Origin of the sequence: Blattabacterium sp. (Nauphoeta cinerea), from assembly GCF_000471965.1 — a bacterium.
In the GTDB taxonomy this organism is placed as follows: domain Bacteria; phylum Bacteroidota; class Bacteroidia; order Flavobacteriales; family Blattabacteriaceae; genus Blattabacterium.
The window spans coordinates 400094-414070 of sequence record NC_022550.1; the positions used below are offsets into that span (position 1 = coordinate 400094).

The window sequence follows — 13977 nt, forward strand, 5'->3', positions numbered from 1 at the left end:
CTGTATTTGTTTTCCTTTTAATTTAATAAATATGAAAATAAGTCCATTATCTCCAATAGGAATATTTGATTCTGGAATTGGCGGGCTTCTTATAGCTAAAGAAATGAAAATTCAAATGCCTAATGAATATTTTATTTATTTCGGAGATACCCAAAATATGCCTTATGGAGAAAAGTCTAGAGAATTTATTAGAAATAACTCTTTAAAAATTGCTTCTTTTCTTTATAAAAAAAATTGTAAAGCTTTAGTTATTGCATGCAATTCTATCGTATCTAATGCTTTAGATCTGATTCAAAAAAAATTTCATAAAAAAATATTAATATTTAATGTCATAGATCCTGTAGTAAAGAATACAATTTTTCTTTCTTATAAAAAAATAGGAATAATTGCCACGCCTGCAACCATACATTCTAATTTTTATACAAAAAAAATAAAAAAATATTATCATCATTTAGATATAGTTCAAATATCTACTCCTTTATTAGCTCCCATTATAGAAAATGGTTGGGAAATGAAAAAAATAAGTCCTGTTATAAACAATTATTTAAATCATTTTAAATCAATAGATGCAATATTATTAGCTTGTACTCATTATTTATTTTTAAAACAAGAAATAAATAATTTTTATCATGGAAAAGTTCATTTAATTGATATCCCAAAAATAGTGGTGAAAGAAATAAGGAAAAAATTAATCGAAAAAAAATTGTTATGTCTACATTCTACATGGGGGAGATTTCCTGTTTTTTATACATCTAGTTATAGGCCTCTTATTTTTGAAGAAAAAGTACGAGTTCTTTTTGGAAAAAAAGTTTTTTTTAAAACACATGTTTTTAATTTTGTCTGATTTGTGCATCGATTACAGCCAAAGTAGTTAAATTCACTATTTCTTCTATACTAGATTGCATTTGCATAACATGTGCAGGTTTACGCATTCCTAACATTATCGGTCCTATAGTTTGAACATCTCCTAATCCTCTAATAAATTTATAAGTTAAATTCCCTGATTCTAAATTTGGGAAAATAAAAATATTTGCTCTTTTTTGAACAAGTTTAGAAAAAGGAAATTTTTTGGACAATAAAAATTCATTTAAAGCAAAATCAGGTTGTATTTCTCCATCTACTATTAAATCTGGATATTTTTTATGCAAAAAGGATACTGTTTGAGAAACTTTATAGGATGTTTTTGAATCAGATGAAAAATTTTGAAATGACAACATAGCTATACGCGGTTCAATGTCAAAGTTTTTCACTACGTGAGAAGTCATTAAGGCGATTCTAGCTAGCTCCTCACTTGTTGGATTTGGAATAACAGCTGTATCTGCCAAAAATAGAGGACCACGTTTTGTTAATAAGATCATCATTCCTGCTGTTTTATGTACAAAGTCAGCTTTACCTATGACTTCTAACATAGGACGTAAACTTAATGAAAAACTTCTAGAATATCCTGTGATAACAGCATCTGCTTTTTCTTGATCTACCATCATTGCTCCAAAATGATCATTATTACGCATACGAATTTTGGAATCATATAAAGTTAAACCTTTTCTATTTCTTCTTTTCCAAAGAATTTTAGCAAACTCTTCTCCTTTTTTTATATTTTCTTCTTTTTCTGGATCTATAATTTCTAGTTCAACATCTAAATGATTTTCAATAATTAAACGTTTGATGCGCTCTTCATTTCCTAAAACTATGGGTGTAGAAACAATTCCTTCTTCATGAAGAATCTGAACAGACTTTAAAATATCGTATTCTTCTCCATTACAAAAAACAACTTTTTTAGGATTTGTACGTGCTCTATTTTGAATCATTCTAAGCATTTTACTTTCATATCCCATTCTATCAAGTAATTTTTCTTGATATATTTTCCAATCGGAAATAGGTTTTTTTGCGACTCCAGAATCCATAGCAGCTTTTGCTACAGCAGGAGCAACACGAGTAATCAAACGATTATCAAAAGGTTTTGGAATAATATATTCTTTTCCAAAAGAAATATTTTTTTTATTATAAACAATATTTACTTGTTCTGGAACAGGTTCTTTTGCTAAAGAAGCTATAGCATATACGGCCGCAAGTTTCATTTCATCATTGATGACATTAGCATGAACATCTAGCGCTCCTCTGAATATATAAGGAAATCCTAATACATTATTTACTTGATTGGGATAATCACTTCTTCCCGTAGCCATAATGACGTCTGGACGGACTTTAATAGCTAAATTATAATCTATTTCTGGATCAGGATTCGCCATGGCAAACACAATTGGATCTTTAGCCATATTTTTTAACATATCAGGAGTTAATATTCCCCCTATAGATAAACCTATAAAAACATCTACGTGATTAATAGCCTGTTCCAATTTTTTAATGGGATAAATATTTACGGAAAATTCTTTTTTTTCCTTATTTAAATCCTTCCTTGAAATATGTAATAATCCTTTACTATCAAACATAAGAATATTCTCAGGTTTGACTCCAAGTTGTTTATATGTTCTAGCACAAGAAATAGCTGCTGCACCAGCTCCATTAATTACCATTTTAACTTCATGAATTTTTTTTCCTACATAAGTAATAGCGTTTAGTAATGCGGCTCCAGAAATAATAGCTGTTCCATGTTGATCATCATGCATAACGGGGATATTAAGTTCTTTTTTAAGTCTTCTTTCAATTTCAAAAGCTTCTGGAGCTTTTATATCTTCCAAATTAATCCCTCCAAAAGTAGGAGCAATTGCTTTGACTGTTTCTATAAATTTTTCTGGATCTGATTCATCTATTTCTATATCAAAAACATCAATACCGGAAAATATTTTAAATAAAAGAGCTTTCCCCTCCATAACTGGTTTAGAAGCTAGTGCTCCAATGTCTCCAAGACCTAATACAGCAGATCCATTAGTAATTACTGCTACAAGATTTCCTTTAGATGTATATTTATATACTTCTATCGAAGAACGAGCTATTTCCTTACAAGGTTCAGCTACTCCTGGAGAATAAGCAAGAGATAAATCTCTTTGGCTGCTATATTTTTTTGTAGGAGTAATTTGTATTTTTCCAGAAGGAAACTGACTATGATAGTTTAAAGATTCTTTACGAAAATTACTTATGTTTTTTCTCATTATATTTAAAATGTTAAAATTTTTAGGGAAAACTTTTATTTATTCATTCCAAAAAATATCTTTTTCAAAGAAATATTTTTGATTTGTTTTCCATCTAATTATAAGTTTATAATATCCTTTTTTTAAAAATTTTTTGGGAATTAATAATCTTTTTTGAGAAGATCTCAATATTTTGAAAGACTGCGTAAAATCTAAATCTTTAGAAGAAGACCTAAATAAAGTAAAAAATCCATGAATATCATTATTAACAGGAGGAAACATAACCTCAACCCCAGAATGTAAAATAAAAACTTTTATTTTTTCAGGAAGTTTTAACACATTTTTTTTCTGATTTATAATTTCTTGATATTTCATTTCATTTTCATAATATCTATCCGAAACAAGCTGGCTTCCTACATGTGGGAAAATGAAAGCAATGTAAATAATAAAGGTTATAAAAACAATTAAAGATAACATAATCCCAATATCCCAATTGAATTTTATTTTCATAATTAAAATTTTAAATTTTTTTAAAAAAGAAAATTTAGAATATGATAAGAATCTCTTATATTTTACTCCATTCTGTTATTTTTATTCCTTGAGGGACTTTACCTTTTAAAGGTTTTTTTAATTTTTTATTTATGAAATAAACATAACTGGATATTTTTTCAATATCATTTCCTTTAATTTCTCCTGATTGTCCAAAAGCACGCATAGTTGGATTATTATCGCTTCCGTTCCATATTATATAATATATGTTTTTAAATAAATCTTTTTCTTTGACATTGATCCAATAATCATCTGTTAAATTAGGCCCTATATTTCCACTCCCATCTAACTGATGACAAGTCGCGCAATTTTCATCAAAAAGGATTTTTCCGCTATTGATAGAATCTTCCTTAAAAGATGCATTTTCTATAGTTATTTGTGGAGTATTTTTTTCAAAAATTTCAATTTCTCTTAATTGATTTTTATAAGCCACATCATATTCCTTATAAGGATTAGAAAAATCTATAAATAAATAAGAAAAAAAATAAATTGCGGAAAAAATAATTGTAATATAAAAAAGATGAATCCACCACATAGGTAATTTATTATCTAGTTCTATGATTCCGTCAAAACCATGATCTATTTTTTTTACTTTATCCTGTTTAGGATTGTAAAATATAAACCTGTAAAACCTATAGAAATAATTTCCTTCATTTTCTTCAAGAATCCTTATTCTTTCTTCTTCTGAAAAAGATTGCAATTTTTTACCAAAAATTAAATTATTAATAGATTCTAAAATAGACAACAATATTGTCGTTATAATAAAAAAAAATATAATAATAGGATGTAATAAATAAGATATTTGATTATAACTTATAAGAAATACATAAAGCGTAAATATTATAATAGATAAAAAAGAAGGAATCATAATAAAAGAAGGAACTTTAGACCTCATAATCTTTCCTTTTTTTTTTCTTCTTCTAATTCTAAAGGGATTAAACTTATTTTATGATAATATTTTTTAGATTTTGAAAACACAAAAAATATTATAAAAAAAAATGACAATAAAAATAAAATTAACATAAAAGATTGAAAAATGCCTATATTTTTTTCTCCTGTAAAATATTGCTTAAAAAAACTTATCATAAATTTTTGAATTTATTTATCCGTTTAAGATTTTATATCTGTTCCTAATCTCTGTAAATAAGCAATAAGAGCTATAACTTCTCTTTTTTCTAATGGAATAAATTTTTCTTTTTCCACTTTTTTTTGTTGATTTATTTCTTTTTTCAAACTGGGATATTCTTGATAAATATCACGTATAATTTGACTCGCTTGATGATCCATATCTTGATTTATATTTTTGATGTACTCCAAAGAATATGGAACTCCTAATTTCACCATTGCTTTTATTTTCTTTTCTGTATTAGATCTATCCAATTTATTATAAATCAACCAAGGATATCTTGGCATAATAGATCCAGGAGAAGTAGAACGAGGGTTATACATATGATTAAAATGCCAAGAATTAGGGTTTTTTCCTCCTTCTCTAGCCAAATCTGGCCCTGTTCGTTTAGAACCCCAAAGAAATGGATGATCATATACAAATTCACCAGCTTTCGAATACTCTCCATAACGTACTACTTCATCTCTAAATGGACGAACTTGTGCGCTATGACAAGCATTACATCCTTCTCTCACAAATAAATCTCTCCCTTCTAATTCTAAGGCTTTGTAAGGGTGAACGTTGTGAATTGTAGGAACGTTAGATTTGATCACTAAAGTAGGGATAATTTCTATAAATCCTCCAATAGCTATTGCTATAAAAGAAAGAATTGTTAATTGGATTGGTTTTCTTTCCAACCAATTATGAAATGTTTCATTTCTATTTTTAACAGAAATACCATAAAATGGATCACATTGAAATTTTTCATTATCTAATGAATTCCCTTGTCTGATTGTTTTAAAAATATTATAAATCATTAAAATAAAACCTAAGAAATAAATAATTCCACCTATAAATCTTATTTTATAAAATGGGATAATAGATAAAACAGAATCCAAAAAATTTTTATAAGCTAAAGTTCCATCAGGATTAAATTTCTTCCACATAATAGATTGTAAAATAGACCCAACATACATGGGAAAAATATATAAAATAATCCCCAAAACACCTAACCAGAAATGAATATTAGCCAATGATATAGAATATAATTTTGTATTCCATATTTTTTGAGTCAACCAATATATAATTCCAAAAGCCATGAACCCATTCCATCCCAAAGTCCCTAAATGGACATGAGCTATAACCCAGTCCGTAAAATGTCCTATGGAATTTAGAGTTTTAGTTGCTAACATAGGCCCTTCAAAAGTCGCCATTCCATAACAAGTAATTCCAACTACAAAAAACTTCAAAACCGGATTCGTTTTCATTTGATTCCAAGCCCCTCTTAAAGTAAGCAATCCATTCAACATCCCACCCCAAGAAGGAGCAATAAGCATAATTGAAAAAATAGTACCTAACATTTGAGCCCAATTCGGAAGAGATGTATACATTAAATGATGGGGGCCCGCCCAAATATATATAAATATTAATGACCAAAAATGTATAATAGAAAGTTTGTAAGAAAAAATGGGTTGATTGGATGCTTTTGGAACAAAATAATACATTAATCCCAATATAGGTGTAGTTAAAATAAATGCGACAGCATTATGCCCATACCACCATTGCATTAAAGCATCTTGTACCCCAGCATATATAGAATAACTTTTAAAGGATAAAAGAGATATAGGTAATTCAAGATTATTAAATACATGTAACATTCCTACAGCAACCCATGTTCCTAACAAAAACCAAATGCTAACATATAAATGTTTAATTTTTCTTTTCAAAATGCTTCCAATCATATTTATCCCGTAAATAATCCAAATCAAAAAGACCCCTATATCTATTGGCCATTCATGTTCAGCATATTCTTTACTTGTATTAATCCCTAATAAAAAAGTAATCCAAGTAGAAACAATAAATATTTGCCATCCCCAAAAATGGATCCAACTTAGGGCATCACTAAAAATTCTCGTTTTTAACAAACGTTGTAAAGCATAATAATAGCCTGTAAAAATAATATTTCCTACAAAAGCAAAAATAGCAGTACTTGTATGTAACATTCTCCATCTTCCAAATCCTAAAATTCCTTGAGAATCCTTTAGATTCTTACCAAAAATAAGTTCTGGAACCTCTGGAAAAAATAATAATAAGGCTATAAATAATCCAGCTAAAAATCCAATAAAAGCCCAAAATATTGTAGCATACAAAAAAGCTTTTACAATACTGTTGTTATAATAATATGTCTTTAATTTCATCTAAAAATTTAATTTTTTTCAAAATCATCAATTAAAATTCTAATACTAGGAGATTCATAATCATCAAATTGTCCAGAATAAAGACAAATTAAAAAAAATATGAGAAAAAATGCCCCCAAAGAAACACTAGATAATATCATAATAATTAATATGCCCATGAAAATAATAATATAAAAACTATAAACTAAATACTAAATAAACTAAAATATTAATTTTCTTGAAATGATCCAAGTAGATATAATAGAAAAAAAAAATAACGGAAAAAGAACTTAAAGGCATTAAAATGGCGGCTATAAAAGGTTTTAAGTTCCCGGTCATTGCAAAAGTAATTCCTATGACATTATAAAATAAACTAATCATGAAATTAACAAATACTAATTTTACAGATACTTTAGATACTTTTAAAAAAAAATAAATTTTATTTAAACAACTGGATTCTATAAAAGCATCACAAGTTGGAAAAAAACTAGTTGGATTTTCGGATACAGAAATCCCTACTTCACTTTGATTTAACGCGGCACAATCATTGATTCCATCTCCAAACATCATAACTTTTTCTCCTTTTTTTTGTAATTGTTTGACACAATTTAATTTATCTTCAGGACTTTGACTAAAAAAAACCTTACTTGATTTTGGTAAAATAGATTTTAAATACTTTTTTTCTAAATCATTCTGATCACCAGAAAGAATAAAAATATTATATTCTTTTAAATCTTGAAACATTTTTTCTATTCCCTTACGATAATAATTTCTAAATAAAAAATAACCTATGAATTTATTATTTATAGAAATAAATACTTTTGTTTGATTTATTCCGTGTTCATTAATTGTGTTATTTGTAATATTTAAATATTTTTGAGACCCAATTTTAACCGGTATATTTTTGACAATACCTTCTAATCCTTTTCCTATAATTTCTCTAAAATTTTTTATAACATAGAAATCTTTTATAGATAATTCTGATAATATTTTCTGACTTAAAGGATGATTTGAATTTTTTAATAAGGAAGCTATAATTTTTTTTTCTTCGTGTTCCATATTTCCGACAAAAGAAATTTTTTCTTTATTCATATCAGTTATAGTTCCAGTTTTATCAAATATTAAAGTTCTTACTGAAGAGATTCTTTCCATTGTAAAAATATCTTTTATATAAAAACCTTTTTTTGAAAAAAAACGTATAATACTTCCGAAAATTAATGGAACAGAAAGAACTAAAGCACAAGGACAAGTAATAATTAAAACAGAAAAAATTGTCTGAAAAATTTTTGAAGTATCATTACTAAAAAACCACCAATATATTCCAGTTAATATCGAAATTATCAAAATAGTAGGAGTAAAATATTGACTAAATCTATTGGATATTGAACTTAAATCAAATTGATAAGAAGAAGATGGATTTGGTTTATTCTTGTTCCATAATAGACTTAAATAACTATGATCCACATTTTTAATGACTTTTATAAGAATAGCTTCCCCTTTTTGTTTAGAACCCGCATAAATTCGTTCTCCTACTTTTTTAGGAATAAAATAGGATTCTCCTGTAATAAAACTATTATCTAATACAGCGTTTCCTTTGATTAATATAGAATCGGCAGGTACAATTTCCTCATTTCTAATTAAAATTAAATCTCCTTTTTTTAAAGAAGAAAGCAAAACTTTTTCTTCTTTTTCATCATTGCATATTTTTGTTATTAGAACTGGATAAAAAGATTTATAATTTTTGTCAAAAGATAAAATTTGATTATGAGTATGCACTTGAAACATTCTACTTATAAGTAAAAATAATGAAAAACTAGAAAGACTATCAAAATATCCAGAACCTAAATCAAAAAATACTTCATAACAACTCCATAAAAAAAGAACTAATATTCCAATAGAAATTGGAACATTTATATTCAAAATATGTTTTTTTAATCCTAAAATAGCATATTTAATATGATCAGTAATAGAAAATATTACTACAGGAAGAGATAAAACTATCATCAGATAACGAAAAAAATTACGATTTTCCATAAACCACATGTCTTCTTGTAGGGCTCCGACATATTCTGGAATGGCTAAAAGCATAATATTGCCAAAACAAAAAAAATAAACAGCTAATTTTCCTATCAATTTTCTATCAAATAAATTTTTATTTTTTTTATATTTTCTATCGAATCAAAATCCATAGATGGACTATACCCTATATTATCAAGTATCTTAGCTATATCACTTAGTTTAAATTCAATATTATTGAATGTTATCCAAATTTTTTTATTATAGAAATCAACAGTAGAATCAAAAATATTTTGATATAATTTAGGTAATTTTTCTAAAACAAAAACACAAGAACTACAGTGAATAGAAGGAATGATAAAACGAACTGTAGTTACATTTTTATGATTGAAATCGATTATTTTATTTGCAATTTTTTTATCATCAAGAAAATCAAAAATTTTTTCTTTTTTCATGCTTTATGATGATTAATTTGATTTTTGTATGTATTTATGATATTCTTCTGAAGACATTAATTGATGATATTCTTTGATTTCTAAAATTTCTATTCGTATAATCCATCCTTCTTGATAAGGGCTTTTGTTTATTAATTCTGGCTGTGATAATAATTTTTTATTGATTTCAAGAATACAACCCGAAATAGGCATAAACAAATCAGAAACTGTTTTTACCGCTTCTATTGTTCCAAATGAATTTTCTGCTTTTATTTTTGTTCCTATTATGGAATTTTCTACATCTAAATAAACAATATCTCCTAATTCATTTTGAGCAAAATGAGTGATTCCTATATAAGCTTGATTTTTTTCATTTGGAGAACCTATCCATTCATGATTTTTACTATACATTAAGTTATTAGAATCCATATTTAATAAATTTTAATTCAAAAAATAATTTATTTTGATTGAAACAATTTCTTTATAAGAAAACGGAATTTTCTACTAAATATTCTGAAAAAAGAATCTTTTCTTTTATTTTTTACATAATTTAAATATTGATTAATTCTTCTTTCTATACTAAAAGTAGTAGTTTTATCCAACTTCCATAAATAGTATTTTTCTATTTGATCAATTAATAAATTTGCGTAATTTAAAGATGTAGCATAACCTGCCTTTTTTAGTTCTGTAGCCCAAGCCTGATAATCATCTTTTTTAAGAAGAAATAATTTAGAATAACGTGGTTGCTGTAAAAACTTAGAATGATCATGAAAAGATTCTTCTACAGAATTATATTTTCGAAAACATTCTTTTGGAATATCATCATCGTGATAATAAACATCTCCTACCCAATTTTTTCCACATTTGATTCCGAAATGATTATTTGTTGCTTTGGATAGAGAACTCTTTCCACTAGAAGATTCTAAAATCCCTTGTCCTAATTTAATACTAGCTGGTATTCCAAATTTTTCCATCTCTTCAATTGCAAAAACAGCATATTTTCTGATATATTCGATTACTACATTTTCTATTTCCTTTTTATTTTTTTGTGAAAAAGAAAATAATGACATCAAAAAGAATAATACAAAACAAAAAAAGTTCTTCATATTATGATGAATAAAATTACATTTTTTTACATAATTAAGTAAAAAGGTTCCACAAAAAACCAACTTGAATCAATGATTTATTCTTATTTTTATTTTCATTATAAAAATTATAAAATTTTATATTTTGTATACTGAAATAGAATATAGTTCTATGTATTTTTAAGTTCAAAAAATAATCTACAAAAGGGGTTCCTCCAATTTTATTGGGAATACATTTTTCTTCGAAAATAAAAGTTTGATAATTAAAAGGATGATAAATTTTATGTTGATAAAATTTGCTGGAATAATGAAAAGAAAAACCTGTTTGAATAAACAGAGCTTTATCAAAGTAATTATTCATATAAAAGATTGTACTTCTTGATAAGAAATTTGGAATAGAAAAAATTAATGGATTAAAATTATATTTTTGATATAAAAAAACATTGTCTAACTTAAATTTCCATATATCATGTATAGTTTTTATTTTAAATCCATATATATCAGCATATTTATACTTATAATATAAAAATTTTTTTATTTTTTTTTCTTGATCTTGGTCCTGAAAAGAATGATTTAGTTTCGATATGTAGAAAGAAACATGATATTTTTCTTTGTAAGAATTTAAAGAAAAATTTATTGTTTTTTTTTTGTAAAAAGAAAATATATTTTTTTGTTCATTGTTATAATAATCTTGATTTTTTTTTAGAATGTAAATCGGAAAAAAAATATTATTATCGTTTTCATTAATATTCAATTGAGTTAAAAACCAAAATTTTGAAAATAAAAATGTATTTAACTTAATATTAGCCTTAATATAAGATTTTTTTATATCATTATTTTCTACAATCCATTTCCCATCTGAATCAAATTCTAAAACGTTATTAATGGGATAATGAATTTTCGATTGTATTGATAAATTATTGATATTTTTATTTTTATATATATTATTATGAAATAATTCATAATGTATTTTGTCAAAAATGGATCCTATTTCTAGGTTTATTTTTTTTTGATTAAAAATCAAAAAAAAACCATTTCTTAAGTAAGAATGATTGATTTTTTTTCTATTCCAATGTTGAAATGGTTGAAATGAATGATATCTAAAATATTTTTCATATTCCATATAAGTTCTAAAAAATAGAAATCTTTTTTTTTCTTCAAAAGAATATATTTTTTGAATAAAACTTATATAATATCTATTGTGAATTAATTCTTTATTAGATAATAAAATGTTTTTATAATTTCTAATATTCCATTTTGGAATTTTTTCTTTTTCTTCTATATCAAATTTTTGATAAATATAATGCCCCCATAATTTATAATGGTTCTGGTCTTGATAATTAAAAGTATTTAATACTAAACTTTTAGTATTTTTTAAATAAGGTTTGTTTTCCGAATGAAAATTTCTATATTCTATAGAATAATTAATTTTTTCGTTTAAATTTTGAGAAAAAAAACCACCTAATGTTTTTTCTTTTTTTAAAAAATTATTTATATAAAATATTTCTGAAAGAGGAGTTTTTACATCAAAATATTTAATTTTTTCACGATAAAAAAAAGGATCTTTAAAAAAAAGCATTTTTTTAGGCATACTTTCATTAAAATTATTTTTTTCTTTATTTCCGTTATTAAAAAATAATCTAATATTATCATATTTAAAAAAATTGTGAGAAAAATATTTTTCCAAAAAAGGTTTTTTTATATTTTTTTCTTCCGTCCAATATTTATAATCCTGATAAGTGGGATGATAAAATTCTATATTTTCTGTTCTATTTTTATCAATGTTTATTTTCACTATTTTTTTTTCCATGTTATTCATATTATCAGAATTCATATTATCAGAATTCATATTATCAGAATTCATATTATCAGATACAAAAAAAAGAAAAGTCAAAATGAATATTATCATATAATTGAAATTAAAAATTGCGCTATTTGTAATAAATATCTATAAATAGAAAAAATTTATTTATATTTGACATGATGTCAATGTCATTACTAAAGTAAATGGTATTCTTCAATTAATATTGTATCAGCAATATTTCTGAGGCTTGTCTTTATGACGGCCTTTTTTTTATCATGTTTTTTATCATGTCAAAATACCATAAACCATGTTTAAATTTAATTTTAGAACTATTCAGAAAAAAATTTTAGCTGATAGTACTACACCGATAGAATTATATTTAAGATTAAGAGATATCTTTCCTAAAACATTATTATTAGAAACTTCTGATTATCAAATTCCAAGAAATAATTCTTCTATTCTTTGTATTAATCCTATTTCTGAACTTATTTTAGATAAAAATGTGTTACGAATATCATATCCTAATTGCGTTCATAAACATATTTTTATAAACGATAAATTAGATATTAAAATTTTAATTGAAGATTTTTTTCAAAAATTTGAAAATAAAAATACAAACATATCTTATTCAGGATTATACGGATATATATCTTATGATAGTATTCAGTATTTTGAAAATATTGAATTTCATGCTACAATTCAAGAAATATATAATCTTCCAGAAATACGATTTAATTTTTATAAAAACTTAATTGTATTTCATCATTTTCATCATGAAATATATATAATTGAACATCAATTTTATGATATTGAAAAAAAAACTTATGTAGATCAATTGGGAAAATTAATTAAAAATAAAAATTTTTCATCTTTTCCGTTTAAATCTGTTGGAACTCGTCGTTCAAATGTAACAGATATAGAGTATAAAAAAATGGTATCTCTAGGAATTAAAGCTTGTTTACGTGGAGATGTTTTTCAAATAGTGTTATCTCGTCAATTTCAACAAAAATTTAAAGGAGACGAATTTAATGTATATCGTGCTTTACGATTTATAAATCCTTCTCCATATCTTTTCTATTTTGATTATGGAAGTTATAAATTATTTGGTTCCTCTCCAGAAACCCAACTCATTATCAATGATCAAACTGCCTATATTAATCCAATAGCAGGAACAATACGAAGATCAGGACATGAAAATAAAGATCAAAAATTATCCGAAAATCTTATAAAGAATCCAAAAGAAAATGCAGAACATGTCATGTTAGTCGATTTAGCAAGAAATGATCTTAGCAAAAATTCTACTAATGTAAAAGTAGAAGGATTCAAAGAAATTCAAATTTTTTCTCATGTATTACACATGGTGTCTAAAGTATCTGGAAAATTAGAAAAAAATATATCAGTTATAAAAGTATTTGGCGATACTTTTCCTGCTGGTACCCTTTCTGGAGCTCCTAAATATAAAGCTATGGAATTGATTGATAAAATTGAAAATCAACATAGAGGTGTTTATGGAGGGGCAATTGGTTTCTTTGGATTAAAAAATTCTTGTATTAATACAGCCATAATTATTCGTTCTTTTGTAAGTAAGAATAATATTTTGTTTTTTCAAGCTGGTGCAGGTATTGTTTCTGATTCTAAAGAGGAAAAAGAATTAGAAGAAGTAAACAATAAGCTAATGGCCTTATTTAAAGCCATAGAATTAGCTAAAAACATATGAA

13 protein-coding genes are annotated in these 13977 nt (G+C 25.1%); 2 read left to right on the forward strand and 11 right to left on the reverse strand.

The features are described 5' to 3' along the window. Positions 1 to 31 precede the first annotated feature (31 nt). Positions 32 to 844: a glutamate racemase gene (gene murI / locus K645_RS02005; protein ID WP_041936017.1), complete on the forward strand. Its 813-nt coding sequence runs from the start codon at positions 32 to 34 to the stop codon at positions 842 to 844. On the opposite strand, the gene K645_RS02010 is transcribed toward murI, so the two are convergent. The 11 genes from K645_RS02010 to K645_RS02055 form a co-directional block, all read right to left on the reverse strand. Next, entirely contained in the window at positions 831 to 3110 is a 2280-nt protein-coding gene (locus K645_RS02010; protein ID WP_022565212.1) for an NADP-dependent malic enzyme, read from the reverse strand. The two genes, murI and K645_RS02010, sit on opposite strands and share 14 nt — an antisense overlap. A gap of 39 nt (positions 3111 to 3149) precedes the next feature. After that, positions 3150 to 3599 carry a FixH family protein gene (locus K645_RS02015; protein WP_022565213.1) on the reverse strand — a complete coding sequence of 150 codons (450 nt, stop codon included), beginning with the start codon at positions 3597 to 3599 and terminating at the stop codon, positions 3150 to 3152. Between the two features lie 55 nt (positions 3600 to 3654). Further along, the gene (locus K645_RS02020; protein WP_022565214.1) at positions 3655 to 4533 is read right to left on the reverse strand and encodes a cbb3-type cytochrome c oxidase N-terminal domain-containing protein; all 879 of its coding nucleotides are present in this window, start codon (positions 4531 to 4533) and stop codon (positions 3655 to 3657) included. Next, complete coding sequence (locus tag K645_RS02025) at positions 4530 to 4724, reverse strand: CcoQ/FixQ family Cbb3-type cytochrome c oxidase assembly chaperone (RefSeq protein WP_041936018.1); 195 nt, start codon at positions 4722 to 4724, stop codon at positions 4530 to 4532. Before K645_RS02025 ends, K645_RS02020 begins: the two co-directional genes overlap by 4 nt. A 24-nt stretch (positions 4725 to 4748) precedes the next feature. Next, positions 4749 to 6941 carry a cytochrome-c oxidase, cbb3-type subunit I gene (gene ccoN / locus K645_RS02030; protein WP_022565215.1) on the reverse strand — a complete coding sequence of 731 codons (2193 nt, stop codon included), beginning with the start codon at positions 6939 to 6941 and terminating at the stop codon, positions 4749 to 4751. Positions 6942 to 6949: 8 nt separating this feature from the next. Further along, positions 6950 to 7099 (reverse strand): cbb3-type cytochrome oxidase assembly protein CcoS, encoded by a 150-nt coding sequence (gene ccoS, locus K645_RS02035; RefSeq protein ID WP_041936019.1) that lies wholly within the window; start codon positions 7097 to 7099, stop codon positions 6950 to 6952. 19 nt (positions 7100 to 7118) lie between these two features. Next, complete coding sequence (locus K645_RS02040) at positions 7119 to 9008, reverse strand: cation-translocating P-type ATPase (protein ID WP_235043309.1); 1890 nt, start codon at positions 9006 to 9008, stop codon at positions 7119 to 7121. 41 nt (positions 9009 to 9049) lie between these two features. Beyond that, positions 9050 to 9391: a Copper-Exporting ATPase gene (locus tag K645_RS03215; protein ID WP_022565217.1), complete on the reverse strand. Its 342-nt coding sequence runs from the start codon at positions 9389 to 9391 to the stop codon at positions 9050 to 9052. Between the two features lie 12 nt (positions 9392 to 9403). After that, entirely contained in the window at positions 9404 to 9799 is a 396-nt protein-coding gene (gene gcvH, locus K645_RS02045; protein ID WP_022565218.1) for a glycine cleavage system protein GcvH, read from the reverse strand. Positions 9800 to 9828: 29 nt separating this feature from the next. Further along, positions 9829 to 10440, reverse strand: a complete 612-nt coding sequence (locus K645_RS02050; RefSeq protein WP_235043310.1) for a glycoside hydrolase family 73 protein — start codon at positions 10438 to 10440, stop codon at positions 9829 to 9831. Between the two features lie 70 nt (positions 10441 to 10510). Continuing rightward, positions 10511 to 12319: a putative porin gene (locus K645_RS02055; protein ID WP_235043311.1), complete on the reverse strand. Its 1809-nt coding sequence runs from the start codon at positions 12317 to 12319 to the stop codon at positions 10511 to 10513. 247 nt (positions 12320 to 12566) lie between these two features. Here K645_RS02055 and K645_RS02060 point away from each other — a divergent pair, with 247 nt between their 5' ends. Next, positions 12567 to 13976: an anthranilate synthase component I family protein gene (locus K645_RS02060; protein WP_022565221.1), complete on the forward strand. Its 1410-nt coding sequence runs from the start codon at positions 12567 to 12569 to the stop codon at positions 13974 to 13976. Position 13977: the final 1 nt, after the last annotated feature.

Coding starts and splice junctions, on each gene's coding strand:
- gcvH (WP_022565218.1), bottom strand. CDS start 9,799: ATGGATTCTAATAACTTAATGTATAGTAAAAATCATGAATGGATAGGT.
- K645_RS02060 (WP_022565221.1), top strand. CDS start 12,567: ATGTTTAAATTTAATTTTAGAACTATTCAGAAAAAAATTTTAGCTGAT.
- K645_RS02015 (WP_022565213.1), bottom strand. CDS start 3,599: ATGAAAATAAAATTCAATTGGGATATTGGGATTATGTTATCTTTAATT.
- ccoN (WP_022565215.1), bottom strand. CDS start 6,941: ATGAAATTAAAGACATATTATTATAACAACAGTATTGTAAAAGCTTTT.
- murI (WP_041936017.1), top strand. CDS start 32: ATGAAAATAAGTCCATTATCTCCAATAGGAATATTTGATTCTGGAATT.
- K645_RS02055 (WP_235043311.1), bottom strand. CDS start 12,319: ATGAATTCTGATAATATGAATTCTGATAATATGAATTCTGATAATATG.
- ccoS (WP_041936019.1), bottom strand. CDS start 7,099: ATGGGCATATTAATTATTATGATATTATCTAGTGTTTCTTTGGGGGCA.
- K645_RS02010 (WP_022565212.1), bottom strand. CDS start 3,110: ATGAGAAAAAACATAAGTAATTTTCGTAAAGAATCTTTAAACTATCAT.
- K645_RS02025 (WP_041936018.1), bottom strand. CDS start 4,724: ATGATAAGTTTTTTTAAGCAATATTTTACAGGAGAAAAAAATATAGGC.
- K645_RS03215 (WP_022565217.1), bottom strand. CDS start 9,391: ATGAAAAAAGAAAAAATTTTTGATTTTCTTGATGATAAAAAAATTGCA.
- K645_RS02020 (WP_022565214.1), bottom strand. CDS start 4,533: ATGAGGTCTAAAGTTCCTTCTTTTATTATGATTCCTTCTTTTTTATCT.
- K645_RS02050 (WP_235043310.1), bottom strand. CDS start 10,440: ATGTCATTATTTTCTTTTTCACAAAAAAATAAAAAGGAAATAGAAAAT.
- K645_RS02040 (WP_235043309.1), bottom strand. CDS start 9,008: ATGCTTTTAGCCATTCCAGAATATGTCGGAGCCCTACAAGAAGACATG.